Origin of the sequence: Fructobacillus tropaeoli (assembly GCF_016860625.1) — a bacterium.
GTDB classification, from domain to species: domain Bacteria; phylum Bacillota; class Bacilli; order Lactobacillales; family Lactobacillaceae; genus Fructobacillus; species Fructobacillus tropaeoli.
On sequence record NZ_BOJU01000006.1, the window covers coordinates 38586 to 64311 of the forward strand.

Sequence of the window (25726 nt, forward strand, 5' to 3'; positions counted from 1 at the left end):
AAAATTGTTTGCTAAATCAGCTTCCTTATTCTGAACCAAGCGAGACGAAAGCATTATAACGTAGGTATTTGTAGTGCAAGCGCATATTAGAATATTCCAACGGTGTCCCATCATCCATGAAGAAAATCCCTTCCATGATACCCACCGGTTCAGTTGCTTTGAGCTTTAACAGCTTCTGTTCTTCAGCATTGGATGGCTCGGTCATGATGGTCATAAACGACCTTGTCACCGTCTTGGACTTGCGTTTTTCAACATATTCGTAAATGGATTTGGTCACCGTTTCCCGATTAAGCCCCGGCAATAAAGAAATCGGCACGTAGCCATACTCAATCATGAATGGCACGCCATCCAGCTTACGCAAGCGCTTAATTTCATAAACGAAGTCGCCATCGTTTAAAAATAATGCCGATTGCTGCTCTGGCGTGGCCTGAATCACCCGAAAGTCCAGGAGCTCAATGCTGGGTGCCTGGCCATTAATCCGAAAAGAATCCGAAACGCCTAAGTTTGATCCCTCATGTTGAAAAATTGCCTGATTTTTCAGATATAAGGGGTTCACAAAAGTTCCAGACCCGCGCTTCTTAAAGATAATCCCCTGCTGGACCAAGACGTTGAGGGCCCGTTTGATGGAAGAACGCGAAACCTGATAATCGGCCGCTAATGTTCGCTCATCTGGTAATTTGAGGTCTTCGTACTGACCCTGATAAATTTTTTGTTTGATATCGGCTTGCACCGTTACATAAATTGCTTCTGACATAATATCTATTGTAGCATAATTGGTCCGACCACTTTTTAAAATTGGTTCTAACTGCTTTTTTTCTGATTTTTTCTTGTGCTAAAATAGAGTCATGGCAAAGAAGAAAAAAGATAAAAAAACATTACCCGAACAAGTCCTCGACAAGCACGGTGTAGCCTATGAGCCACTTGAACTAAACGCTTTGGATCTCAGTGAAGATGAGATTGCGGCCAAGATGGATGAATTAGGCATTCAACAATCCGACATCTTTAAGACGCTGGCCGTCAAGGGCGACAAGACCGGTCCCTTGGTTGCCGTCGTCCCCCTCACCAAGCGCTTAGATATGAAGAAATTGGCTGCTGTTTCCGGGAACAAAAAGACGCATATGTTGCCACTCAAGGAATTAGTGGCCACCACCGGCTATGTTCACGGTGCCAACAACCCAGTTGGTATCTGGCACAATCACGGTTTTCCCATCTACTTCGCCAAAGAAGCAGAGACAGCCGATTACTTCCTGGTTTCGGCCGGTGAACTCGGTCGCTCCGATAAGTTAAATCCCAAAGAGTTGGCGACGATGATTAACGCCCCCTTCGCTGATTTGACCGAAACTGAAGCATAAAATAATTTTCAAAAACAAGCAAAAGGCAGCACATTCAAAATGGATGTGCTGCCTTTTGCTTTTATTTGATTGCTTACCAGCCTTGCGACATATCAGGAATTGGGCCAAAGCCCGATTGCTCCTGACGATAAGTACCGGCCATGTTCGAGAATTTGAAAGTTGGCTTGTTAAACATCAACTCCGCCTTCCCTCTGGCCCCGGCACGGTTCTTTTCAACAAGGACTTCAATTGGGACAACCGTTTCTTCTTCGACTTGGTTGCCACCCTCATCATCCTCTTCACCTGCCCGGTTGGGATGGTAGTCATCCCGGTACAAAAAGGCCACGATGTCAGCATCTTGCTCAATCGAACCAGATTCACGCAAATCCGAAAGGATTGGCCGTTGGTCCTGACGCTGCTCAACACCACGCGAAAGCTGAGCCAAGGCGATAATCGGCGTATGCAATTCCTTTGCCAGCTTCTTGATGGAACGAGAAACTTCAGAAACGGCCTGCTGGCGACTTTCACTATTGGCAGACTCAATCAAACCCAAGTAATCAATCATCACCAGACCCAATGGATGGGGGTTTTCATCCCGTTCTTCTTCTGGCATTCGTCCCACAACCTCGCGCTCTAATTTGCGCAGCTTGGCCGAAATTTGAGCCATCCGAATCCCTGGCGTGTCATCCATATAAATCTGCATGTTCGCCAACGATTGAACGGCTAAGGTTAATGCAGCCCAATCCTCTTCTTGCATATCACCAGTGGTCAATTTATTAGAATCAATGCCACCTTCTGCAGCGACTAATCGAGTTACCAAATCAACGGCACCCATTTCCAAAGAGAAAATCACAACAGGCTTCTTCTCAGTTTTGGCTGCGTTTTTGGCAATATTCAAGACGAAAGCCGTCTTTCCAACGGCCGGACGGGCACCAATGACAATCATTTGGTCTTCACGAAAACCGTGCGTTAATTCATCTAATTGATCATAGCCCGAAGCAATCCCGATAACTTTGCTATCGTTTTCGCTAGCCGCCTGCAAGTTTTCTTGGAATTCATTCAAGACGTCTTTAATCCGGCGCAGATCATCATCGCCCTGGCTTTGCGCCAGACGGTCGAGCTGACGACCAAGGTCTTCGAGCAGTTCACTCGATGGTTCGGACCCGTCATAGGCCAATGTCATCGATTCTGTTAACGTTTGAATCAACCGTCGCAAAATCGCTTTTTCATGGACGATTTGCGCATAAAATTTTAAGTTTGAAGCAGATGCTGAAGCCTGTGAAATTTCAACTAAGTAGTCAACCCCGCCAACATTTTCCAACTGGCCCATGGCATTCAACTTGTCTTGCAGGGTCAACATATCAACAGGTCGTTCTTCTTCAACCAGCAGCTGCATGGCTTTAAAAATTTCTTGGTGCTTTTGCCGATAAAAATCGCTTGGGTCAAGGACGGCTTCCGCCGCGACAACCGCTGCCTCCGATTGAACATCAAAGAAAATAGCACCCAAAACGGCACGTTCTGCCGCTTCATCATTGGGTGCTTGTCGATATTCATTGCCCATTACTGAAACATCAGCCATTTTAGCCCTCGCTAACGTGCACGCGGAGGTCGGCCATCACATCGCGGTGCAACTTAACAGGAACTGTGGTGAAGCCCATTGCGTGAATTGGCTGATTTAAGAGTAGCTTCCGCTTATCAATTTTGACCTTGTATTGGTCAGACAAAGCAGCCACGATTTGCTTCGTTGAAACAGCTCCAAAGAGACGACCATCCGTACCGGCCTTTCCCTTGATTTCGATCACTGTCTTTTCGTTTTCTAGCTTTTCCTTCAACTGCTTGGCTTCAGCCAATTCTTCAGCCGCCAACTTTTCTTCGGCCTTCTGCCGACCCTTGACTGCCCCGAGGTTTTTCCCAGTTGCTGGTTCTGCTTTTTTATTCTTGATTAAGAAGTTGTTGGCGTAACCATCCGGAACGTCCTTCACTTCGCCCTTCTTACCGCGACCCTTAACATCTTCCAAAAATACAACTTTCATCTTTGCCTCCTTTTGGGCTTGTTCATCACGAGCCAAATACTTTGTTTTATCTTACTGATTTTATGACAACATTGTCAAAAGTTTTATTCAGCTTCTTCCGCTTCTTGACTGGTAATTGCTTGCAAAAGCTGGTCAGCAGCCTCGTCTGTCGTCACGTCAGACATTTGCGTGGCCGCATTGGACAAATGGCCACCACCGCCAAGGTCTTCCATAATTGTTTGCACGTTGAAATCGCCGTTTGACCGGGCTGAAATCCCAACCCGACCGTCATCACGCTTTGTGAGCACAAAGGAAGCCTTGACGCCCTCAACCTGAAGCAGTTCATCGGCTGCCTGGGCCGCAATCACGCTTTGATAGACGGTATCGTTATCGCCAACCGCAATCGCTGAATGATTGTTAATCTCAGCTAAGTGAATCAATTCGGCACGGGCCTTAAAGTCCGAGAACTTTTCCTTTAAGAAGGACTGGAGCAACTCATTATCAGCGCCATTGGCCCGCAAATACGAAGCTGCATCAAAGGTTCTTGATCCCGTCCGCAAAACAAAGTTTTTCGTATCAACTTGAATCCCGCCAAGCATGGCAGTGGCTTCGAGCCCGGTAATTGGTGCACCCTTTTGGTTCTGGTACTGCAACAATTCCGTTACCAACTCTGACGTTGATGAAGCATATGGCTCGATATAAGTCAGCATTGGCTTATCAGGCAGGCCGTTTTCAGCCAAACGGTGGTGATCAATAACCACAACCCGATCCTTCAAGTCCTTCAACAAATCAGGTGCGCCATCCAATGCCTCCTTGGCATGGTCAACCAAAATCAGCAATGATTTCTCCGTTGCTAAATCAAGCGCCTCTTTTTCGCTAATAATCGAGGCACCGAGGTCAACACCAGGCTCCCCTTCGCCCATCTGATCTGCTCGGACGGTCGCCAAGAGCGATTTGATATCTGAAAAAATTTCGCCCTCATTAACAACCACAAAGGCCTTCTTGCCTCGTGTTTGGCTAAAGCGCCATAGTCCCATTGCTGAACCAACGGCATCCATATCCGGCCTTTGGTGCCCGACCACAAAGACTTGATCAGACTGATCCATCAATTCGGCAATGGTTTGTGAAATCACCCGGGCCCGGACACGCGTCCGCTTTTCCATCGGATTCGTTGTTCCACCATAGAAGCGGGCTGGCATGTCTTCTGCCTTCACAACCACCTGATCACCACCACGACCCAATGCCAAGTCCAAGTTCGTTTGCGCTAATTGGACCAAAGAATTGATGTCCTGTTCCCCATAGGCGATTCCCATCGAAAGCGTTAGTGGTGAATTTTGCTGAGCCGTTGCTTCACGAACCGTCTTGACTACCGAGAATTTTTCGTCTTCTGCCTGCGCCAAGTCACGTTGGTAACCCATCAAGAGGTAAGTCACTGGTGACAAACGGCGGACATACAAATGGTACTTTTTAGCCCAATCCGTCAACTGTCCAGTCACATAAGTCCGCAACTTCGACGTTTCAGAATCAGGCATCCCTTCTGTCACTTCTTCATAGTTATCAACCGAAACCAGTCCGGTGACCAAGCGATGATCCGCTAAGTCACGATTTAAGGCCTCGTTTTGGCTCACATCTAAGAGGTAAATAACCCCTAGCTGTTCCTGGTAGGCGATGTCAAAAGAACGATCCAGCCAGGAAAAACGGTTAACCTTATCATCGGCGTAATTTTTCACAGCAAAGGCCAGGTCGCCATCTGCCTCCGACAGGCTTTCGCCAATTAAGTCTTGGTCAGCCAATAGGTTTTGGAGGTAGGGGTTCACCCAGACAATTCGGTCCCCCTTACCCAAAAGGATAATCCCCATCGGCATTTCTAAAATGGCCTCTTGTTGGCCTAATTTAACGCGGTAGGTCAACTCCTCTAAGTAGGACTCATTTGATTGACCGGCCTGGATTAACCCTTTGAGCATGGTAGCAAAAAAAGCCACCAAGAGCACAAACCAAACTAACCCTAAGATCCAATTAGTTAAAAGCGCCAAAATCAAAGAAACAAAGGCCACGATAAACATGCCAATGGTTCCTGTCATAAAGGTTTTATTTTGTTGAAAGCGGGATAACACCCGCAGCTTCGAAAATGTTTTCATGAAGGCCTCAACTATTCTTTGCTTACATACTTACCTAACATTTTACCATACGAACAAAAGACTGTTGAAAAGTAAGCTAACCAGCTAACCAAAAGAAAAAAGTCAGACCGACTCTGGCATATACCGCAAAAGTGATAATCCTTTTTGAGCATACGACCATCAAAGGGCTGACTTTTAGAACAAAAAAACCAAGACAATTGTCTTGGTTTTCCTTGCACATTAGTCTTCAGTGACGAATGGCAACAAGGCCATGATACGAGCACGCTTGATAGCGGCCGTAACCTTGCGTTGGTTCTTTGCTGAAGTTCCAGTCACACGACGTGGCAAAATCTTACCGCGTTCTGAGATGAAACGTTCCAACAATTCTGTATCCTTGTAATCCACGTATTCGATGTGGTTGGCTGCAATAAAGTCAACCTTACGACGACGGCGTGGTCCACCTTGTGGGCGACGACGTTGTGGACGTGCGTTTTGTTCAGGCATAATCTGTCTCCTTTCAAATGAGATGTAAAATTAAAATGGTAGGTCATCATCAGAAATATCAATTTCTGAATTATTGTTGGCCGCAAAGGGATTGGCCCCCTGCTGGTTACCACTTTGTTGGTTGTTATTTTGATTTGCGCTTGCAAATGGATCAGCGTTACCAAAGTCCTGGCTATTGCCAGAGAAGTCTTGACCTTGACCAGACCCATTTTGGGCCCGACGGCGTTCACTTTCAGCCTTTGATTCAAGTAGCGAGAAGTTATCAACGACAACTTCTGTTACATAAACACGTTGTCCGGCATTATTTTCATAATTACGCGTTTGCAACCGACCTTCGATTGCCACCAAAGCCCCTTTACCAGTAAAGTTGGCAAAGTTTTCAGCTGATTTTCGCCAGATAACGGCGTTGATAAAATCAGCTTCACGGTCTCCATTGGCATTGGTAAAGTTCCGATTCACGGCAAGTGAAAAGGAGCCAACCGCTACACCAGATTGGGTATAGCGCAATTCCACGTCACGGGTTAACCGTCCAATTAAAACAACTCGATTAATCATCTTTTAGGTCCTTTCCCGGTGGAATTGTGTCTTATTCAGCGTCGCGCTTGACGATCATTTGACGCAAGATGTCAGATGAGATCTTAGCCAAACGGTCAAATTCAGTTGCTGCTTCGTCTGATGCAGCGTTGAAGTTGATGACGTGGTAAGTACCTTCACGGTAACCAGCGATTTCGTAAGCGAAACGACGGTTAGACCAGTCAGCTGACTTAATAATTTCCGCACCGTTGTCAGTCAAGATCTTGTCAAAGCGTTCAACGAGCGCCTTTTTTGCATCTGCTTCCATGTCAGGGCGAATAATGTATGTTAATTCGTATGCTGTAGCCATGTATTTTTCCTCCTTTTGGTCTCTGGCAACCAAACGGCTGCAAGGAGTGCGTGCATTCTTTGCACTCACATCCATTTACTATACTAAATCAGGCGCCTTTTTGCAAGCACAACATCGTTTTCCACCGTTAATTCATTAGACGAAAAGAGTCGGCCATTTCTGACCGACTCCTGATTTTTTATAGCGAGTAAATAACTTATTTGGCTACCTCGTCTTGGGAAGCCTGACGCAATCCGATTCCAGTCAAAGCCGAAAGCAATGAAAAGACCGGTGAGAACAAGGCTAAAAAGGTAAAGGGCACGAAGGACAAGACTGGCACGTGAAGCGTCTGACTTGCAAAGGCCCCGGCAACCCCCCATGGAACCAGGTAATTGGCAATCGCCCCGGAATCTTCCATTGCCCGCGATAAGGCCAATGGCGACAAGCCAAAGCGTTTGTAGTCTTCCTTAAAAATTTGTCCAGGTAACATCACTGACAGATATTGCTCACCCACTAAGAAGTTCGTAGCAATCCCCGTCAACAAGGTTGCAAAGACGATGGACTTTTGACTCTTCAGGTACGAAACGATTGGATTCATCACTGCTCGTAAAATACCAAGGTTTGATAAGAGACCACCTAGGGCCAAGGCCAACATGATCAACATGATGGTTTCCATCATCGCAGTCATCCCACCACGGTCCAACAAGGCAACCAGTGTCGCATTCGTTGATGGCGTCTTGTAACCGTTAACCACCAAGTTCGCCCAGGCCTTCAAAGAGTGTCCAGACAACAGGTAGTAAACCGTATTGACCACCACGTTAATCAATAGTGATGGGATAGCCGGAATCTTAGCCAAAGCCGAAATCAGAATCAAGGCAATCGGTACGATTGTCCACCAGGTTGGCTGGATCAACTGTGTCACCGCTGCCGTCTTCACGCTAACCCCACCTGTATGGTGAGCAGAGAAGCCAAAGGCAAAGGCTAAAATCAGTGTCACCGCCATTGCTGGCAAGGTTGTCCACATCAAGTTTTTCAAATGGGCGAAGAGATCAGTGCCAGAAACGGCGGCCGCCAAGTTAGTCGAGTCGGCCAATGGTGAGCTCTTATCCCCGAAGATAGCACCGGAAATAATCATCCCCGCTACCAAGGCTGGGTTAAAGCCCAGGGTTGTTCCAACCCCCATCAGGGCCACCCCGACCGTTGACATCGTCGTAAAGGCAGAACCAATCATCGTTCCAACTAAAGCAGAGGTTAACAGCGCCGTTGGCAAAAACCAGGCTGGGTTAATTAATTTAAAGCCCAACCAAATCATGGTTGGAATCACGCCCGTCCCCAACCAAAGGGCAATCATTGAGCCAATCAACAAGAACAGGAACAAAGGCGCAATCCCGGCCTCAATTCCCTTAATCAAGGCAGCCTGCGCGTCTTGAAAAGTGACACCCGCTAGTCGCATGACTAAGATAATCCAAGCAATGGCAACCAACAAAGGTGCAATTGGTGCAAGACCAAGGCCAATAATGCCCCCAGCCAAAATAAAAATGACACCGGCCAGAAGGCCAACTGCCAATTTACGGTTTACTTCACGTTGCATAAAAAACTATTCCTTCTTTTTTCGGGCCACAATTAACAGACCCACATTTGCCACAATCATGGCGATAAATACGGAGAAGAACAGCGGGTTAAACCAACCATGGTCCAACATAATCCCTCCATACAGAGGCCCAACCATTCGTCCAAGTGAAATCATAATGCTGACAAAGCCTTGTGCCTGACCGGAAACTTCTTTCGGCGTTAACTGGGCAACCCAGGCTGGTACCTGTGGTGACGCCAACATTTCCCCAAGAGTCAGTAACTCAAAAACCAAAACAATTTGCCAGAATTGGTCAACAAACAACATTAAAATAAATGATGAGGCAAAGACAAAGCCACCCGTAATTACCGAGAGACGATACGGATGCTTATTTGCCCAAGTTGAAATTATCTTTTGAAAAAGGATAATTGTCAAGCCATTCAAGACCCAGAGGTCTGCATAATGACGGGTTGAAATCCCAATCGAGCGTAAATGTGGGGCCATAACGGTTTCCCACAGCATATAAGAAAGATAAATGACAAAGAGGAAGGCGGCCAAAAACCAAAGTAACGGTGACATCTCAAACTTAGCGGGTTCCTTAACCGCTTCTTGGTCGCGCGTCAGGATTGGTTCTGCATGATCTTCGTGACTGATTTCTTCAGCCTGATCATCATCCATGACTGGCGCAATTTCCGTATTGACATTAAAAATGCTGACCGCAATCCCTGTCAAAATCAGAAAAAGCGTCGCTGCCAAAAGCATTAACCACTGGAAACCGTAGTCAAAAAGATAGCCAACGGCTAAGGTTCCAATTACCACCCCAACATTAAGGACGATGTACATATTATTAAAAATAATTCGTGTGTTCTTGCCGGTCACGGTCGTTGCATAAGCATTAAGCAGCGTGTTAACCGAACCAATCCCAAATGAAGCTGTCATCATCAAAAAGGCAAAGACCGGCCAGCCATTATAGAAGAACAAGGTCACCAAGGAGAAAAAGGCGATTAAACTGGCCCCAATCAATGTTGGATAAGGTCGCCAACGGTCAAAGAGCTTACCGGCAATGTAGGCTCCCAAAATATTCATCAGGGAAGAAAACAAAATAACAACACCTGACATCGTCAAATCTTGCCCCAAAGAAACGGTCATGTGGAGGGTTGTGACGGGCCAAATCATGGCATTACCAGTATTGGCGAATAAATTGGCTGTTAAGAGCCAGCGTTCTGATAATTTTTTGCTTTGAATGACTTGCATAATCCCTCCTTATTATTACATTAGTATAACATGAATGTTCTTTCATGCTGGGTTATTTAGCTTTTTTCACCCACTAAATGTAAGTGCTTACTTTTTTGTTTGGAAAAATAAATGTAAGTGCTTACTTCTTTTTGGCTCTAAGGGTTAGAGTTTTTTCAATTCTGACCTTTTTTGTGATTTTTTTGCTCGTTTCCGTTATAATAATAACGAACGCAAAATAGATAAAGGGGACTCTTATGGTTGCAGAACTTAATACTTTAGTAACTTTCTTCGGCGCAACTGGCGATTTGGCCAAGCGCTTGCTTTACCCATCAGTCTTTAACTTATATAAAAAGGGCTACTTGGCAGAACACTTCGCCGTGGTTGGAACCGCTCGTCAGGACTTGACGGACGCTGAATACCAAGACATGGTCAAGGAATCAATCTCAGCTGGTCAAGACGAAAAGCAGGTTGCTGATTTTATCGCCCACTTTTCTTACCGTGCCTCTGACGTAACCGATGCTGCTGGTTACGTTGGCCTGAAGAAGGAAATCGAAAACGCCTCTGAAAAGTTTGGTGTTGTTGGCAACCGCATCTTCTACATGTCTGTTGCCCCTCGCTTCTTTGGAACAATCGCGAAGTTCTTGAAGTCTGAAGGACTTTTGGCCGACAAGGGCTACAACCGCATCATGATTGAAAAGCCTTTCGGAACTTCTTATGCAACGGCCGAAAAGCTCCAAAACGAATTAACGGAAGCCTTCAACGAAGACCAGGTTTACCGTATCGATCACTTCTTGGGCAAGGAAATGGTCTTGAACATCGCGCCATTGCGCTTTGGTAACCCATTGATTAACAACGCCTGGAACAAGGACTACATCAAGAACGTCCAAGTTACTTTGGCCGAAACGTTGGGTGTCGAAGAACGTGCTGGTTACTACGACACCGCCGGTGCCCTCTTGGACATGATTCAAAACCACACGATGCAAATCATCGGTTGGTTGGCCATGGAAGAACCAAAGGACTTCTCTGACGTCGCCATCCGTGACGCCAAGAACGCCGCCTTCTCTGCCCTTGAAATTTATGACGAAGCCGGTGTCAACCGTTACTTCGTTCGTGGACAATACGGTGCTGGCAAGACTGCTGGTCACATTGCCTACAACCAAGAACCAGACGTTCCAGCCGATTCAAAGACAAACACTTATATCGCTGGTGAATTGCACTTCAACACCCCTCGTTGGGAAGGCGTGCCATTCTATGTCCGTTCAGGAAAGCGCATGACCAAGAAGACGACTCGCATTGACGTTGTCTTCAAGGCCGGTGCCTTCTCATTTGGTTCTGCTCAAGAGCCACAAGAAACAGTGCTTTCAATCGTGGTTTCACCAGATGAACAAATCACTTGGTCATTGAATGCCAAGGAAGTTTCTGACAACTTCAACACTCAAACGATTAAGTTGAACTGGGCACCAACAGCCGAACAAAAGGCTGTTACGCCAGCACCTTACGAACGGATGCTCCATGATGCCATGGACGGTAACGGATCAAACTTCGCTGACTGGCACGGTGTTGCCACTGCCTGGAAGTTTACCGACGCCATCTCAGATGTCTACGCTGCCGACAAGGCACCGCTTGAAATTTACGAATCTGACACCATGGGCCCACAAGCCGCTGATGACCTTTTGGCCAAGAACGGCGACGCTTGGGTTTTCCGAGGCGAATAAGCTTTTCAAACTAAGAAAGTCCACTTCAGTGGGCTTTTTTTCTTTCACAAAAATCAGTTCACAAAAAAGCACTGACCTTTAGGTCAGTGCTTTTTGCTAATTTAAAACTTTTTCCATTAAAATGTCACGCTGGGCATCCGTTCCCAGCTGGAACACATGGTCGGAAAAGGGCGTAAAGCCAATTTTTTGGTAAAAAGCGAGTGCGTTTTGATTGTGTTCCCAAACGCCCAACCACACCCGACTATTGCCAAGTGCATTCGCCTGGTCAAAGACCTGGTCCAGCAACTGCCGACCCAAACCAAGACGTTGAAAGGCAGCCAAGAGGTAAATTCGTTCGACTTCAAGTGAACCGTCGCCCTGCTCTTCTGACTGGGCCGAACCCCAATTGACCTTTAAATAACCCGCCAACTCATCTTCATGAAAGACAAAATAGAACTCGCTCTCTGGATTTTCCACTTCCGCCAGTAATTTATCAGTAGCATAAGCGGTATCCAAGTATTCGTTTAAATCAGCCGCTGAATTATCATCGGCAAAGGTCTCCGCAAATGTTTTCCGGCTAATATCCTGTAAGTCGGCAATATCCGCGACCGTTACTTCTTTCATTTTGTCCATCAATTCACTCCTTCTCTTACTGCACCCGAAAGGCCGGGTCCGACAACGCCTCTGTTTCGCGCTGAAATTCGGCCAAAAAGTTTTCCATAAAGGCAGACCGTCGCTGACCTTCTTCTTGTCCGGCCGGCGTATTCAATTGATCCGCTAATTTCAATAACTTTTCATAAAAATGGTTAACAGAAGTAGTTTGGTGGTGACGGTATTGGTCCTTCGTTTGCAGTTGCACTGGTTTAATCGCTGGGTCATACAGTGGATGGCCCTTTTGCCCACCATAAGCAAATGTCCGAGCAATCCCAATTGCTCCCAACGCTTCCAAGCGATCAGCATCTTGGACATACTGACCTAATAAGGGAAGGTCATAGTGTTTTTTCAGGTTGGCGGAATAGGAGAGGTGGGTAATTGTTTCGGCTACCAACGCCTGGCCAATCGGCGCAATCCCAGACTCACGAAGTAAGTCTTCCACTAAAACTTCCTGAGCAGCAACATCCGCCACCACCTTATCGTCGATGGTGTCGTGAAGCAAGGCCGCGGCCTCCAAAATTGCCTGGTCCTGTTCACTGACCTGACCATGGTCTTCCTCGTAGAGTGTGACTGCCAACCGAGCCACTTGCTTGGCATGCAAAAAATCATGCCCAGAAGTGTCATCCTGCAATGTTTCTCTTGAAAAGTTTCGAATCGCCGTTAAGTTAATTGCCACTAGATACCCCTTCTATTCAAAAACGCCCCTTCGTTCGAATGTTTAATCGGAGCAAAAACTCCTCAAATGTCCAACCGTAGAGGTAGCAAAAAGACAGTAAGAGGGTCAAATCAGGACTGACCTTCCCCGCCTCATACTTAGAAACCGCACTTTGACAAATGTTCAACGCATCCGCCACCTGAACCTGTGTCAAATGGGCTTCCTTGCGTCCAACTTTGAGTTCGTGCGCAATCTTCTTTTGGAGCCGATAGCGAAAAGAAAGGTCTCTTAAAACCTTTTTCAAATCACCAGACGGTCCCCAGTTGAAATTTGTGACCATATTACGTCCTCCAATGAATGAAGAGCGTAATCAAAAAATTCCTATACTAAATTCTTGCCTCTATTGTAACGAAAAACGACCAAATTTGCACCGTAGATTATCGCGCCAAGAAAAAGCCGGTTCGTTGCTAATTAAAAAGCCCCGAATACTGATTTTTCAGCAATTCGGAGCACTTTTTAACAAGATTAATTTTTATAGGTAAATACCAGAAATGGGTAATCCAAGAGCCACCAAGTAAACGGCCCAACCAAAGATTAAATAACCGACCATCTCGACCGCTAATTCGTAAACAGAACGATGCCAGAAAAACGGAATCGTCTTAAAAGCTGGTAGAAAAAGAATATCAACCACGATCCAAAGAACGAAGCCAAACATCGTGCCCAGCCCATAGGTCAGGCGGCCATCAAAGTTTGCGGCTAGAACAAAGAAGATAGCCACCAGCATCGAGTAAACGTAGTAAACACTGAGGGCAACGACCGGAACAGCCTGGTCGCCGGCAACGGTCAGACTTTTTTGCGCTTCTTTTTTAGTTAAACCAAGTTGCTGTAAGAAAACCGTAATCGGTCCATTTGCCGTAGCCATTTGACTGCGGGGAGGCAGGGTTTTCGTCCAACCGAATCGGACCATGCCGCCAAACAAACCAGCAAGGGCACCGACCCAAACTGCGTTAAAGATGATGTTGAACATAGAACTGTTTCTCCTCAAATAATTCTTTTTAATCATAACACTTTGCCCTTAGAAAAAGCAGTGTTATAATGCAGAAAAAGACGATAGGAGTCACATTTATGCAGATTCAAGTGACAACAGAAGATGGCTACTTGCCAGACGCTTACAGCAAGTTTGCCAACGATAGCGAAAAATCAGGTCGCTACCCCATTCAATCATTTCCCTTTGAGGTGACAGACCTCCCCGCTGGCACCAAGTACCTGTCCTGGGCTTTCATTGATTTTGATTCAATTCCCGTGATGGGTTTTCCTTGGATTCATTGGCTAGCTGCCAACTACCCGGTGACTCAAGACACGGTCTCGATACCAGCGAACTTAGCCCAACTCGCTGCTAATCATGAAACAGACGTTGTCAATGATGGTTTCGTCCAGGGGGAAAATTCCTCTTATTCTCGCTATATTCAAGAAAAAGATTCCAAACTCAAGCAGACTTATATCGGTCCCGTACCACCAGACCATGACCACCGTTACACCCTGATGGTGATTGCTTGCAGGGAGAAATTGCCTGTGAAAACCGGATTTTTCTTAAACGAACTTCATCACTTAAAGCAAGACAATCCAGCCATCATTTTGGCTGATACAAGCGTTGATATCTTAGCCAAAGCCTAGTGGTTTTCACCAATAGCCAACTACTGACCGAAAACGACGCTTGTTGATATCTTGACCACAGCTTAACGATTATCACCGTAAAAACACTTTTTAAAAGTTTAAGTTTCACATTTTTTGTCTAAGAAATGCTTAAGCTTGTCCTGGTCATTTTTTTCTTTGGTATACTTAACCCTTGGATGGCACTTGCAAATCCTGATTTTTTCAGGAGTACTCGGCGAAACTTTTTCATATAAAGCTGTCAATCAACTATTGCGTTTTTTGACAACCCGGAAACAAGTTCTATATCCTGGTATTTAAGATACAAACGGAGGATTGTCTGTTGAAAATTAAACGCGAAAATATGAAAGATTACTATACTTTCACCTCGACTGCCGAACTAACACTGTTCTTGGGCATCGAGCGTGAAACGCTCTTTCAACGAGCTAAGATGCGCGGGATTGATTTAAACGGCACGTATACCGAAGAAGAATTAACGGCGTTAAAGCCCGCCAAAGAGTCTGCTCTTGCTGATTTAAACATTGATAGCGAGGCTGAAATCGAAATCTTAAAGATGCGTCTGGAAATGTTGGAATCCCAGCTTGGCTATAAGGACCGACAACTCGATGATCGCAAACAGCACATCGATACCTTAAAGTCGACTTTGGAAAAGGCCGAACAGAACCTGGAAAAAACGCAAACAACCGTTGACCAGCAACAACATATTCAAATGGCAACCCTGTCACAGTTAGACAAGGTTACCTCTCGTGTTCAACGAATTGAAATGGAAGACGAGCAAAAAAAGCACTGGTGGTCTCGTAGCAAAAAAGACAAGAACGACCAGAGCAAGTAAAAATCTAAGACCTAAAAGGCCAGTCGCCGATATGCTATCGGTGACTGGCCTTTTTTTGCTTGATTTGTACTTCTTGTATTAAAAAGGATAACTTTTCCACTAACTAAAAATAAAAATTTTTTATTTTCTAACGCTTGCTAAAGATACTAATAATCGTTCTATAAACAATATCGATTAAAATAAAGAACAATAGCAAACCAGACGTATCGAGCAAATAGTTGGTCCAATCATACTGATGTGAATAAATAAAATCAACCAAACCGACTATTAAAAACTTATAAGAGACAATGATCAAAAAAATCGATACATATTGTTTCAATTTAGTTTTCAATGCGTACTCCAATTTACTGTATTTTATTCCACCCTGTCCAGGTACTTTTGCGCCAGCTTCGTCATTGCCTTTTCCCAATCGCCGTTTGCCTCATCAAAATAGCGGTCCAGGAGACGTTTTTGTTCCAAGTTGATTTGATCATTAAGGGCAAGGCCTGCTGGGGTTAACTGCAAATATTTGACGCGCTTATCCACCGTCGACCGATGTTCTGTCACCAGGCCTTTATCCATTAAATCGCGGATGGCAACGTTGGCAGCTTGCTTGGAGATGCCAATGAGGACCAAAATTTTCTTGATGCTGACGTCCTCTAAGGAAGAAATAATAAAGAGCATCCGGTGTTGGTTCTTGGTTAAATCGTATTGCGAGAGGTCAACCAGTGAAGCAAATTCCTGATAGGCAAAGAAGATTGTTGGTAATTTTTGATCGATTTCCAAAGGGAATCCTCCTTTTTAGGTCAATTAGGTTGACATAATTAAAAACAGGGTCTATAGTTCTTGTTATAGGTAAAGTTAATTGACCTAAAAGAAAGGAAGAACTTTTATGACTGAATATACTATATCAGATTATCTCTTGGATGTAATCAAAACCATGGGTGGCGACGAGATTCTCGGTGTCCCCGGTGATTACAACCTCCAATTCCTGGACCATATCACCCATCGTAACGATATGAAATGGGTCGGCAATGCCAACGAATTGAATGCCTCTTACATGGCTGACGGCTATGCTCGCGAAAAAGGTTTTGCGACCTTTGTGACAACCTTCGGTGTTGGTGAATTAAGCGCCATCAACGGTTTGTCCGGAAGTATCGCCGAACACGTTCCTGTTTTGGAAATTGTTGGTGCCCCAACAAACGGCGTACAACGCGCTGGTAAATTAGTTCACCATACCTTTGGTGATAGCAACTTCGACCGCTTCATCAAGGCTCACGAAACATTGGGCATCAAGACAACCGTCTTGGATGAAGATCACGCCATTGATCAGATCAATGAAACGTTGACTTACATTGCTAATGAAAAGAAGCCTGCTTACCTTGTTTTGCCAAGTGACTTGGTCAACGCTCCCGTTAACCCTGCCCTAAAGGAAGGTATTAGCTCTTTGTTCACCACAACAAAGCAAGAAGCTCCTGCTTCAATCGCAGCAATCAAGCAGGCCGCAGCCAAGGCTAGCCACCCAGTGATTGTTGTTGGACACGAAATCGATCGCTTTAACTTGGGCCAAGCTGTTCAAGACTTCTCATTGAAGAACAACATCCCCGTTGTCGATCTTGGCCTTGGTAAGGCAGCCGTTGATGAAAGCTTTGCCAACTTCGTTGGTACTTACAACGGAACAATTTCTGACGAATCAATTAATCACTTCGTTGCTGATGCAGATGTTGTCTTTGTCTTGGGTGCCAAGTTGACCGACTCTGTTACTGGTGGCTTCACGCAGGAATTCGATGACAGCCAAACCATCACGCTCTCCACACGCCGTGGCACAATCTTTGGTCAATCTTTGCCAGCAGACTTTGACTTTGTTGCCACTATCCAAGGCTTGGCCACAACTGATTTGAACTTGGCCTTGCCTGCTGTAGAAAAGCCAGCAGAACCCGCTGCTCTACAGGCTAGCGACCAACCTTTGACTCAGGCCTTCTATGACCGAGCCTTGCAAGACTTCATCACCGGCAACAAGACTTTGATTGCTGAACAAGGAACCTCTTTCTTCGGTTTGGCAAGTCAAAACTTGGCCAGCGGTGCTAAGTTCTTCGGCCAACCATTGTGGGGATCAATTGGCTACGCCTTCCCAGCAGCTATTGGTGCTCAATTGGCTAACCCTGACCGCCGTGCCGTCTTGACTACTGGTGAAGGTTCCCTTCAATTGACTATCCAAGACTTTGGTTTGGCCTTGAAGGAACGCTTGAACCCTGTTTTGTTCATTATTGAAAACACCGGCTACACGGTTGAACGTGTTATTCACGGTATGAACGAACCTTATAACGATGTACCAAAGTACCGTTATGACTTGATTGCTCCTGCCTTTGGTGCCAGCGACGACCAATACGACTTCATCGAAGTTTCAACTGAAGAAGAATTGATTGCCGCCATGAAGAAGGCCGACCAAGAAACTGACAAGATGGTCATCGTTCAGGCCAACATGGGCATGAAGGACGCTCCTGCTCAGTTGATTGAAACTGGTATCCGTTTCGAAGCTCAAAACCACTAAGATTCATTATCCTCACCAATTTACTTTTCTGCTTATTGCTTATATAAAATCAGCACCCCCTTCGCTTCGGCAAAGGGGGTGCTTTTTTAGTTATTAAAACTTGATGCCACTTTTAAAATCAATCGCCACCACTTAAGCCACAATTGTGGGCGCAAAAAAGCCGTTCAGCAGATTTTTTGGCTCACAACTACGAAACTTATTGGTTCAAATTTCGGCATTGCTCGTTTTATCCTGCCAAACGGCTGATTATTTTTAATTAGTAGCAAAGAAGTGATTACGTTCTTTTTCAACGTTCTTCTTGACGGTGTCACTATACCAGAAGGGCACAATTACACGACCCACGACGTGTTCCTTGGAAACGAAACCAAAGTAACGACTATCGTTTGAAACAGAACGGTGATCACCAAGCACGAAGTAAGCATCCTTGGGAACAACCGTCTTTCCCTGGTCTGATTTCTTCCACATACCCGTTGAAGAAAGCGTACCAAGCGACCAAGTCGAACCGAAGCTAGCTTCCGTTCCGGTCTGCTGTTCGTCTGATGAAATAAAGGACTCGTTGACCTTCTTATTGTTGACGTACAGGTCACCATTACGGTATTCAACCGTGTCACCAGGCAAACCAATCACACGCTTAACGTAGTCCTTGTTGCCGGCCTGGATTCGCGGATCTTCCTTCCGGGCATCAAAAACAATGACATCCCCGCGCTTGGCTTCATGGGTCTTAGTCACCAAAACCTTTTGCTCATCTAACAAGTTTGGCGCCATCGAATCACCATTGATGGTCACGACGTTCACCAAAAAAGTGGTTATGACCAAATAAACTGCAATACCAAAAGCAATTGGAGCAATCCAATTCCAAAGAAAGCTCAAAAATTTTTTCATATTCATTTCCTTAATTGATTTTACTATTATGTAGTCCTGAACAAAAAATCAGGAGCGCACCGTATTAATCGTTATATGATAGATTTTATCACTTGTTCGCCCGTTTGTATCAAAATGATAGATACCGTGCGCCAAATGCAGGTCTTTTAAGTCCGAATCCATGTATAAATCAGGAACGATATCCGTCGGGTTAGGGCCAGGAAATGCCTTCTGCCAGTCAATAATCAGGTTGTTCTCAAAGGAAAAGGCCAGGACCCGGTAATCCAACACGGGTGGTTGAGTGGCTTCAGCCCCAGAGTCAACCTCTTCCTGGACCGAGACCCAGTAATCCTTTCTCGTTAGGTTCATCTCAGCAATTTTCAACGCTAAGAGCCTCCTTCCTTACTTCTTTCGCCTTGTTTTACATTTTACTTAGTCTTTGGTAATTGCGCCAAAATCGCATCCTCAAATGGGATGGATGGCATGGCTCCCGGCTGGGCAACCGTCAAAGAAGCCGCCGCCACGCCGTACTTGATGGCGCCTTCGATATTGGCAAAGGATGGCACCAAGCGTGACAAGAGGGCTCCAATAAAGGTGTCACCGGCTGCCGTGGTATCGATAGCGGTGGTCTTAATGGCGTTGACCATGACTTCCTTGCCGTCGGCTGATTTGTAAAAGGCACCCTTATCACCCAGGGTAATCAACACGTGCTTAACGCCCGCCTTGAAGAAGAAATCAGCATTTTGAATCAAAGACTCGCGGTCCGTGACCGGAATATTGGTCAGCAATTCCGCCTCATGCTCGTTGGGAATTACCAAATCACTTTCCGCCAACAATTCCTTGGGGAAATTTTCTTGGTCGGGCACCGGTGCTGGGTTCAAAACCGTTACAGCCCCGGCTGTGTGCGCATCCTTAAAGGCTGAGAGCACCGTTTCCAATGGAATTTCCAACTGGGCCAAGCAAAAGGCTGCATCCTCAAAGGCGGCCCGTTGGTCCCAAACATCCTTAGCTAAGAGCTGACCGTTGGCTCCCTCATAAACATAAATAATATTATCACCAGTGGCCTTAGAAACCGTGATATAGGCCTGGCCTGTCTCGGCATCCTGGGATTCCAAAACATAGTCAAGGTTCAAACCATCCTCTTGGACCCGGCTTGCTAAATCAAAGCCGGCACCAACCTTGGTAATAAAGTTGGCTTTACCACCAGCGCGGGCAACTGCCACCGCCTGGTTAAGTCCCTTGCCACCCATGACTTCTTCTTGGTGCTGGGGCGTTGAGAGCGTTTCTCCACTATTGGCTAGCCGGGGCACCCGGGTAACCTTATCCAAATTAGTTGAACCGATAATTGTTGTCTTCTTGACCATGACGAAATCCTTTCGCAGCCGTCAGTTACTTCACTTTCCTTCTACTATTTTACAAGAAAAGAACCCGTTTTTCTGCCTGCATTGCAGACTTTTCCCGATAAAAGGGTACGCCCATTAAGTCGTCTTTTGTTGCCCTTGATAAATCAGCTTTGTAAATCGTTCTGATTTTGGATCATAGTGGGCCTGATAAGCATCGACAATCGTACTCTTCGTACTTTCACCGGACTTCGTCACGGTACTTTTGACCTCAATCGTCATATCGCCGGCCGTATTTCCCTTCTGAAAGGCCTGCGAGCCCTCGTAAGTTGACTGGAGCTTGGTTGAATTAATCTGGCTTTGACTGTCGTCGTCCGGCATCACCTTATTAATCACTTTGGCATTCGTCACATCATTTTTAATAATATTTTGCTTGTTATTCGCGTATTCCTCATCGTTGGACCACTGGTAAAGATTTTTCATCAAGTCATCCGCATTTGTTCCGGCCGTTTTTGCCTGGCTTTGGCTCAGTTTGACGCTTGGTTGCTTGTCTTGGCTGTTACCAAAGACATGGGGCAAGACTGCCAAGGCGATAATCTCAACCACCGCTAGGATAGCTAAGATTAGGTAAATTATTTTTGCTTTTTTACTCACTGATTGCTCCTCAAATTAGCCAAAATCAACTTGGCTAACCTTTATCTAGATTCTTCTACCATACTAACATGGTGGCCTAAGCAAGGCCATGGCCGCTCCAAAAACCACCAAGTACTGCACCCCGCTGATTTTTCAAGCAAAAAGGGCAAAATGCGTGAAAGTAACAATTGGTTTAAGGGCCATTTCTGCTATAATAAAAGTAATGACTATTCCTTGCCGGTTGTTGGAGGATCGAACGTGAATGATGACAAAGTAAAAGCGGCCCAAATGGCCGTCGAGTTGATTCCCAACCAGGCGATTGTTGGCCTGGGATCGGGATCAACGGCCTCAATCTTTATTGATTTATTGGCCAAAAAAGCCCATGAAGAACAAATGGACATTACCTGCGTAGCCACATCCGTCCAAACTTCTCAACTCGCCCTTGGTTTCGGTTTAAAGGTTGTTGATATCGATGCCGTAGACCGCATCGATGTGACCGTTGATGGGGCTGATGAAGTCGATGGCAACTTGAACGGAATTAAGGGTGGTGGTGCCGCTCTTCTTTTCGAGAAGATTGTGGCCACGAACTCAACCAAGAATATCTGGGTCGTGGACTCTTCCAAGCAGCACCAACGCTTGGGATCTTACCGCCTTCCTGTGGAAGTGGTGAAGTTCGGTGTCCACCATGTATTTAACTACCTTAAAACCCGTGATTTAAAGCCCGTTTATCGGCAACAAGAGGATGGTAATTACCTGACGACTGATTCTGGTAATTACATCATCGACGTTGATATCACTGGTCAAGAGGATTTGCCCCAGTTGGCCCGGGACCTTAAGGCCTTGACCGGTGTCGTGGAACACGGTCTTTTTATCGATATTTGTGATGTCTTGTTGGTTGGTAATACTGGCCAATCCATTTACAAAGATCAATTAACTCACTCATAATTTCAAACAGAAAGTCCGGCAGATTTGTCGGACTTTTTTTGTCGCTTTTTCGGTGTGAAATCAGCTTCTAAAACCGCTTCAAACCGCCTTGAAATGCTGATTTAAAAGGCCTATCATATAACTTATATTGACTCTGTTTTAAAAAGTTCATGAGAAGGATAAAGAACCATGACGACTCCCACCACACAAGCTGCCATCGAAGACACCGTCCACCCCGAACGCCTCCACCACCACATGGCGATTCGCTGGGAAAAGGTGATTGAAAATGATCAAGTGCCCGCCCGTCAGGCATCCCTGCGGGTACGGGCCTCAATTGTTGGCCGGGTCGGCCTTTTACTTCTTTCTTCTGGAACAGGTGCCTGGCGGGTTCGCGATGCCATGAACATCGTGGCCAGAGCGCTCCAAATGACTTGCTCCGCCGACATTGGTTTTACCTCCCTCACAGTCACCTGCTTTGACGGGGTGGAATCGTTTACCGAAAGCCTCTCGCTTGCCAGCTCGGGGGTTAATACCGACAAGTTGACTCAGCTCCAGGACTTTGTCCAACGCTTTGCCAGTGACTATGCCGACCAAAAGCCGGCCCTTATCCACCAGCAACTTGATGCAATTAAAAAAGAACCCGGCAACTACCAGCCTTACCAATCTGGTTTAGCAGCCGGACTGGCCTGTGCCGGCTTTATTTTTCTGCTCGGTGGTGGTTTGATTGAGATGATCTGCTGCTTTGTTGGCGCCGGCTTAGGACAGTTCACCCGTAAGCTTTTGGGAAAACGTCACTGGACCTCCGTCGCTACCACGACACTGGGTGTGGCCGTTGCTTGCCTGGCTTATTTCCTGTCCTTGCAATTTTTAGGTCTCTTTTTGCCCAATACCTCAGCCCATGAAGCCGGTTATATTGGCGCCATGCTCTTTGTCATCCCCGGCTTCCCCTATATCACCAGTATCCTCGATATCACGAAAAACGATATGCGGTCTGGGTTGGAGCGCTTAACCTTTGCCCTCACGACGATTATCACGGCAACCTTTATTGGTTGGCTCCTAGCCCTCGGCTTTGGCTTCAAACCACAAAACTTCTTGCCACAGGGACTGTCTCTTTACCCATTGATTGCGTTGCGCCTGTTGGCCTCAATTGCTGGTGTTTACGGATTCTCGATGATGTTTAATTCCAAGCAGAAGATGGCTATCACCGCTGGCCTGATTGGCGCCGTTGCCAACACCACCCGATTAGAGTTAGTGGAACTCGTCCACTGTCCACCAGCAGCGGCTGCCTTTATTGGCGCCTTGCTAGCTGGCCTATTGGCCTCCGTGGTAAATCAGAAATTGCGGTACCCTCGGATTACCCTGACCGTACCATCCATCGTAATTATGGTCCCAGGGCTCTACATCTACCGCGGCGTTTATAACCTCGGACTCAACAACGTGGGGACAGGTGCTGAATGGTTGACCAAGGCCCTCCTAATCATGCTCTTTCTGCCTTTCGGCCTTTTCGTAGCCCGGTTTATCCTGGATAAGAGATGGCGGATGGTGGATTAACACTTTTACTATCGCCATTGAAGAGCACAAAGGACTGACACTGATAAAATATCAGGGCCAGTCCTTTTACTTCGTTTGAATGTTTAGTGCAGTACCGCCTTATAAACCATACTTAGAAAATGTCTGACCAATTCCTGTTACACGGCCATTTTTGTAGTCCTGATACGCTTGCTCGATTTCATCATACAAAGATTGGATGATTTTATCCCGACGATTATATTTTTCGTCCACAAAATCAGTAGGTACATCACCTTGAGCAACCATCTTTTCCAAAACTGAATTTAAAATGGTGGCCATATCAAGGTGTTCGACAGCTGCAATCTTTTGAGCCTTGGCGAGTAGCTTATCATTTGTATGAAAACTAAATTGCTGATTTTTTATTAACATCATCATTCCCTTTCTTGTGGATATTCAGATACATGGGCATATCTATTATGCAATGTTTTTTAGCTAATCATGTGATTCACGGCAGGTATGTGAACCGTGATTTTTATTACTAAACAAATTGTATTTTTAAAAAATTAAAGCCCTTAATCCTGATGCTATCAGGTCCAAGGACTTTTTATACGATTATTTTTTACGATGATCTTGATGCGAACGTTGGGCAATTAAATTGATTGTCGCTATGATAGCCAAAATAATAGCGAAAATCATTCTTGCAAATTCATATTTATTAGTAAAGACACTAATAACAGCATTTGCGAAAATGCCCAATGAAATCACTAATAAAATAAAATGATGATATTGACGAAATTTTTCTAGCACAGCTTCTCCTTACTTAAACACTCATAAAATATTTTCTACCATTTTAAAATAAAAAACTGTAACTATCTATACGAATAGCAACAGTTTGATACAAGCAAGTATTTTTATCCATCAGTCAAAAATAGTTACTTTTTGATGGTAAATGTCTTTTGTCCTAATTCCTGGCCAACATCTGCACCGACAAAGTGAACCGTAACCGGGCTATCGTTTACCAGCTCAAAGTTAATTACAACTTCTGTCGACTGACCAGGTAAAAGCTGCTTATGGAAATTCTGTGCTTCCTGGAAAGCAGCACTATTCTCTGGCAACTTGTTATCGACGTTCGTAAGATCTACTTCTTGATTATCTGACTTTTGTTTTGCCCAAATAGCGTCTGGATAAATTTCAACAGAATCAATATTTTTCTGTGAAACATTGGACATCTTAGCATGAATCACAAGAATTTTACTTTTATCTGTACCAGTAACAACCTCTGATTTTCCAAAATCAAACCTCAAATTACCCGCTTTAAAAGTTGAATCGTTTAACCACCAACCGTTTGATGAGTCTGTATTAGTGTACCCATCAAACTTTGAGTCATCACTAGACGAACTTTTACTGGACGACTTTGCTTCAGAACGAGAATCAGCCGTGTCCTTATTCTTACTAGATGTTGTACTTATGACAATAGCAAAAGTAGTTACCGCCACAATAGCAAAACCAAATATGGACACGAACCTCTTTTTATTTTTAAACATTTACATCTCCTCTCGACTTTTAACTGGTCTACTTCTAAAAAAGCATTATAAACATTCTACATTAATTTAGAATATTTCGCTACCGTTCACCTTTTTGACGCCTTTTTTATTAATTTTAAAATTTAACCAATCAAAAAAACGCCCCTCTCAAAACTGAGAAAGGCGGGTTTTCTTACCGAAAGATATCTTATTTAAAGAGCATTGTCGCAATGGTATTCACGACAGGCACAATCACCACAAAGAGAATGGTTGATGTGGTGACGACGTTCGTGGCGTACTTCACGTCGCCATTGGCCTCATTGGCCAAGATTGGCAAAACAGCCAAAGCCGGCGTGGCAGCTTGCACTGCCAAAGTCTGAGCTTCAAGGTGTGGTAAGTGACCCAAAAAGCCGCCGGCAAAGACCAACAGTGTCAACATAACGGCCGGTGCAAAGATAAAGCGCCCAACTAAGGCAACAACCGTGTCCTTGTCAAAGTGAATGCTTTTTAAGCCAGCATCCGAAAGGACAATCCCAATGTAAATCAGGGACAATGGCGTGACCAAGTTACCAACGTAAGTCAGTGTTGACGTTGCAAAATCAGGAACTGGAATGGCCAAAAGTAAGAAGACCAAGGCCACCAAGAACCCAATCAATGGAGCGGGCAAAAGTTTCTTCCAATTAAAGGCCTTTTGTCCCTTATCCGGGCTATCATTGGCAATAATCAAAGCACCAATGGCCCAGGTTGAAATCGTGTTCATGACATAATAAACCAGGAAATAAGACAACGCCTGATTTCCAAAGAGCGCCACATTTAAGGGCAAACCAATAAAGATAGTATTGGCATTGACGACAACGTTAGTAAACGTCCCTTTGCGGCCAGGACGGACCTTGAAAACATAAGCCAAAATGTAGGCAACTAGATAGCTGATGGCAAATGAGAGGAAGGCGTAAACCAATCCTCCAGACAAGGACACTAATTTATCACGTGTCAAAAACTTTAAGACCGACACAAAAATCGATGCCGGTAAGGCAATATTGGTAATCAAGCGGGAAATATTCCCGGCAAAACTATCAGCAAACCAGCCCCGCTGGCGCAAAATAAAACCAAGGGCAATCATCAAGATGATTGTCACAACACTTTCAATTGAATTCAAAAATGCCATAAAAAACTCCCTTCTACGGGTGGTGCCTGATCATTACAGCCCCATCCACTTCTCAGCGCTGCTAAGAGCGCTGATTTTCCATGAACTTCACTATTTTTAAAAA

29 protein-coding genes are annotated in these 25726 nt (G+C 45.3%); 7 read left to right on the top strand and 22 right to left on the bottom strand.

Annotation, left to right across the window (positions count from 1 at the left end; all coding sequences use genetic code 11):
- Positions 1 to 25: 25 nt before the first annotated feature.
- Positions 26 to 754: a GntR family transcriptional regulator gene (locus FT12353_RS08045; RefSeq protein WP_047974913.1), complete on the bottom strand. Its 729-nt coding sequence runs from the start codon at positions 752 to 754 to the stop codon at positions 26 to 28.
- Positions 755 to 845: 91 nt separating this feature from the next.
- On the opposite strand from FT12353_RS08045, the gene FT12353_RS08050 reads away from it, so the two are divergent.
- Positions 846 to 1352, top strand: a complete 507-nt coding sequence (locus FT12353_RS08050) for an aminoacyl-tRNA deacylase (protein ID WP_059394112.1) — start codon at positions 846 to 848, stop codon at positions 1350 to 1352.
- A 73-nt stretch (positions 1353 to 1425) separates the two neighbouring features.
- On the opposite strand, the gene dnaB is transcribed toward FT12353_RS08050, so the two are convergent.
- The 8 genes from dnaB to FT12353_RS08090 form a co-directional block, all read right to left on the bottom strand.
- On the bottom strand, positions 1426 to 2910 hold the full coding sequence (gene dnaB, locus FT12353_RS08055; protein WP_114679981.1) for a replicative DNA helicase: 1485 nt from the start codon (positions 2908 to 2910) through the stop codon (positions 1426 to 1428).
- A 1-nt stretch (position 2911) separates the two neighbouring features.
- On the bottom strand, positions 2912 to 3364 hold the full coding sequence (gene rplI / locus FT12353_RS08060) for a 50S ribosomal protein L9 (protein ID WP_047974915.1): 453 nt from the start codon (positions 3362 to 3364) through the stop codon (positions 2912 to 2914).
- An 83-nt stretch (positions 3365 to 3447) separates the two neighbouring features.
- Positions 3448 to 5481 (bottom strand): DHH family phosphoesterase, encoded by a 2034-nt coding sequence (locus FT12353_RS08065; RefSeq protein WP_059394113.1) that lies wholly within the window; start codon positions 5479 to 5481, stop codon positions 3448 to 3450.
- 219 nt (positions 5482 to 5700) lie between these two features.
- The gene (gene rpsR, locus FT12353_RS08070) at positions 5701 to 5964 is read right to left on the bottom strand and encodes a 30S ribosomal protein S18 (protein ID WP_047974917.1); all 264 of its coding nucleotides are present in this window, start codon (positions 5962 to 5964) and stop codon (positions 5701 to 5703) included.
- Between the two features lie 30 nt (positions 5965 to 5994).
- On the bottom strand, positions 5995 to 6519 hold the full coding sequence (gene ssb, locus FT12353_RS08075; RefSeq protein WP_047974918.1) for a single-stranded DNA-binding protein: 525 nt from the start codon (positions 6517 to 6519) through the stop codon (positions 5995 to 5997).
- Between the two features lie 31 nt (positions 6520 to 6550).
- A complete protein-coding gene (gene rpsF / locus FT12353_RS08080) occupies positions 6551 to 6847 on the bottom strand; it encodes a 30S ribosomal protein S6 (RefSeq protein WP_059394114.1) in 297 nt (98 codons plus the stop codon).
- 196 nt (positions 6848 to 7043) lie between these two features.
- Positions 7044 to 8417 (bottom strand): Na+/H+ antiporter NhaC family protein, encoded by a 1374-nt coding sequence (locus FT12353_RS08085; RefSeq protein WP_059394115.1) that lies wholly within the window; start codon positions 8415 to 8417, stop codon positions 7044 to 7046.
- Between the two features lie 6 nt (positions 8418 to 8423).
- Entirely contained in the window at positions 8424 to 9650 is a 1227-nt protein-coding gene (locus FT12353_RS08090) for an MFS transporter (protein ID WP_203619371.1), read from the bottom strand.
- Positions 9651 to 9886: 236 nt separating this feature from the next.
- Here FT12353_RS08090 and zwf point away from each other — a divergent pair, with 236 nt between their 5' ends.
- Complete coding sequence (zwf, locus tag FT12353_RS08095) at positions 9887 to 11347, top strand: glucose-6-phosphate dehydrogenase (protein ID WP_168778607.1); 1461 nt, start codon at positions 9887 to 9889, stop codon at positions 11345 to 11347.
- A gap of 96 nt (positions 11348 to 11443) precedes the next feature.
- Here zwf and FT12353_RS08100 read toward each other — a convergent pair whose 3' ends face one another.
- The 4 genes from FT12353_RS08100 to FT12353_RS08115 all read right to left on the bottom strand — a co-directional run bounded on the left by FT12353_RS08100 (position 11444) and on the right by FT12353_RS08115 (position 13662).
- On the bottom strand, positions 11444 to 11959 hold the full coding sequence (locus FT12353_RS08100) for a GNAT family N-acetyltransferase (protein WP_203619372.1): 516 nt from the start codon (positions 11957 to 11959) through the stop codon (positions 11444 to 11446).
- A gap of 16 nt (positions 11960 to 11975) precedes the next feature.
- Positions 11976 to 12656 (bottom strand): HD domain-containing protein, encoded by a 681-nt coding sequence (locus tag FT12353_RS08105; protein ID WP_059394119.1) that lies wholly within the window; start codon positions 12654 to 12656, stop codon positions 11976 to 11978.
- Between the two features lie 16 nt (positions 12657 to 12672).
- Positions 12673 to 12975: a helix-turn-helix transcriptional regulator gene (locus FT12353_RS08110; RefSeq protein WP_059394120.1), complete on the bottom strand. Its 303-nt coding sequence runs from the start codon at positions 12973 to 12975 to the stop codon at positions 12673 to 12675.
- Positions 12976 to 13167: 192 nt separating this feature from the next.
- Positions 13168 to 13662 (bottom strand): DUF1440 domain-containing protein, encoded by a 495-nt coding sequence (locus tag FT12353_RS08115; protein WP_203619373.1) that lies wholly within the window; start codon positions 13660 to 13662, stop codon positions 13168 to 13170.
- 98 nt (positions 13663 to 13760) lie between these two features.
- Here FT12353_RS08115 and FT12353_RS08120 point away from each other — a divergent pair, with 98 nt between their 5' ends.
- A complete protein-coding gene (locus FT12353_RS08120) occupies positions 13761 to 14309 on the top strand; it encodes a YbhB/YbcL family Raf kinase inhibitor-like protein (protein ID WP_059394122.1) in 549 nt (182 codons plus the stop codon).
- A gap of 319 nt (positions 14310 to 14628) precedes the next feature.
- Entirely contained in the window at positions 14629 to 15138 is a 510-nt protein-coding gene (locus tag FT12353_RS08125; protein ID WP_148666526.1) for a hypothetical protein, read from the top strand.
- A gap of 354 nt (positions 15139 to 15492) precedes the next feature.
- On the opposite strand, the gene FT12353_RS08130 is transcribed toward FT12353_RS08125, so the two are convergent.
- On the bottom strand, positions 15493 to 15903 hold the full coding sequence (locus tag FT12353_RS08130) for a MarR family transcriptional regulator (RefSeq protein ID WP_059394125.1): 411 nt from the start codon (positions 15901 to 15903) through the stop codon (positions 15493 to 15495).
- A 106-nt stretch (positions 15904 to 16009) separates the two neighbouring features.
- On the opposite strand from FT12353_RS08130, the gene FT12353_RS08135 reads away from it, so the two are divergent.
- On the top strand, positions 16010 to 17668 hold the full coding sequence (locus tag FT12353_RS08135; RefSeq protein ID WP_059394126.1) for an alpha-keto acid decarboxylase family protein: 1659 nt from the start codon (positions 16010 to 16012) through the stop codon (positions 17666 to 17668).
- 252 nt (positions 17669 to 17920) lie between these two features.
- On the opposite strand, the gene lepB is transcribed toward FT12353_RS08135, so the two are convergent.
- The 4 genes from lepB to FT12353_RS08155 form a co-directional block, all read right to left on the bottom strand.
- Complete coding sequence (gene lepB / locus FT12353_RS08140; RefSeq protein WP_059394127.1) at positions 17921 to 18550, bottom strand: signal peptidase I; 630 nt, start codon at positions 18548 to 18550, stop codon at positions 17921 to 17923.
- 48 nt (positions 18551 to 18598) lie between these two features.
- Positions 18599 to 18913 (bottom strand): hypothetical protein, encoded by a 315-nt coding sequence (locus FT12353_RS08145; protein WP_059394128.1) that lies wholly within the window; start codon positions 18911 to 18913, stop codon positions 18599 to 18601.
- A gap of 44 nt (positions 18914 to 18957) precedes the next feature.
- Positions 18958 to 19893 carry a ribokinase gene (locus FT12353_RS08150; RefSeq protein WP_059394129.1) on the bottom strand — a complete coding sequence of 312 codons (936 nt, stop codon included), beginning with the start codon at positions 19891 to 19893 and terminating at the stop codon, positions 18958 to 18960.
- 114 nt (positions 19894 to 20007) lie between these two features.
- Positions 20008 to 20523 (bottom strand): hypothetical protein, encoded by a 516-nt coding sequence (locus FT12353_RS08155; protein WP_059394130.1) that lies wholly within the window; start codon positions 20521 to 20523, stop codon positions 20008 to 20010.
- Between the two features lie 150 nt (positions 20524 to 20673).
- On the opposite strand from FT12353_RS08155, the gene rpiA reads away from it, so the two are divergent.
- Together rpiA and FT12353_RS08165 are read left to right on the top strand one after the other, a co-directional pair.
- The gene (gene rpiA, locus FT12353_RS08160) at positions 20674 to 21447 is read left to right on the top strand and encodes a ribose-5-phosphate isomerase RpiA (RefSeq protein WP_308438135.1); all 774 of its coding nucleotides are present in this window, start codon (positions 20674 to 20676) and stop codon (positions 21445 to 21447) included.
- A gap of 168 nt (positions 21448 to 21615) precedes the next feature.
- The gene (locus FT12353_RS08165; protein ID WP_059394131.1) at positions 21616 to 22977 is read left to right on the top strand and encodes a threonine/serine exporter family protein; all 1362 of its coding nucleotides are present in this window, start codon (positions 21616 to 21618) and stop codon (positions 22975 to 22977) included.
- Positions 22978 to 23076: 99 nt separating this feature from the next.
- Here FT12353_RS08165 and relB read toward each other — a convergent pair whose 3' ends face one another.
- The 4 genes from relB to FT12353_RS08185 all read right to left on the bottom strand — a co-directional run bounded on the left by relB (position 23077) and on the right by FT12353_RS08185 (position 25623).
- A complete protein-coding gene (gene relB, locus FT12353_RS08170) occupies positions 23077 to 23370 on the bottom strand; it encodes a type II toxin-antitoxin system RelB/ParD family antitoxin (RefSeq protein ID WP_203619374.1) in 294 nt (97 codons plus the stop codon).
- Between the two features lie 177 nt (positions 23371 to 23547).
- Positions 23548 to 23742, bottom strand: a complete 195-nt coding sequence (locus tag FT12353_RS08175; RefSeq protein ID WP_059394133.1) for a hypothetical protein — start codon at positions 23740 to 23742, stop codon at positions 23548 to 23550.
- A 125-nt stretch (positions 23743 to 23867) separates the two neighbouring features.
- Entirely contained in the window at positions 23868 to 24479 is a 612-nt protein-coding gene (locus FT12353_RS08180; RefSeq protein ID WP_059394134.1) for a DUF5067 domain-containing protein, read from the bottom strand.
- 187 nt (positions 24480 to 24666) lie between these two features.
- Entirely contained in the window at positions 24667 to 25623 is a 957-nt protein-coding gene (locus FT12353_RS08185) for an AEC family transporter (protein WP_203619375.1), read from the bottom strand.
- Between the last annotated feature and the right edge of the window lie 103 nt (positions 25624 to 25726).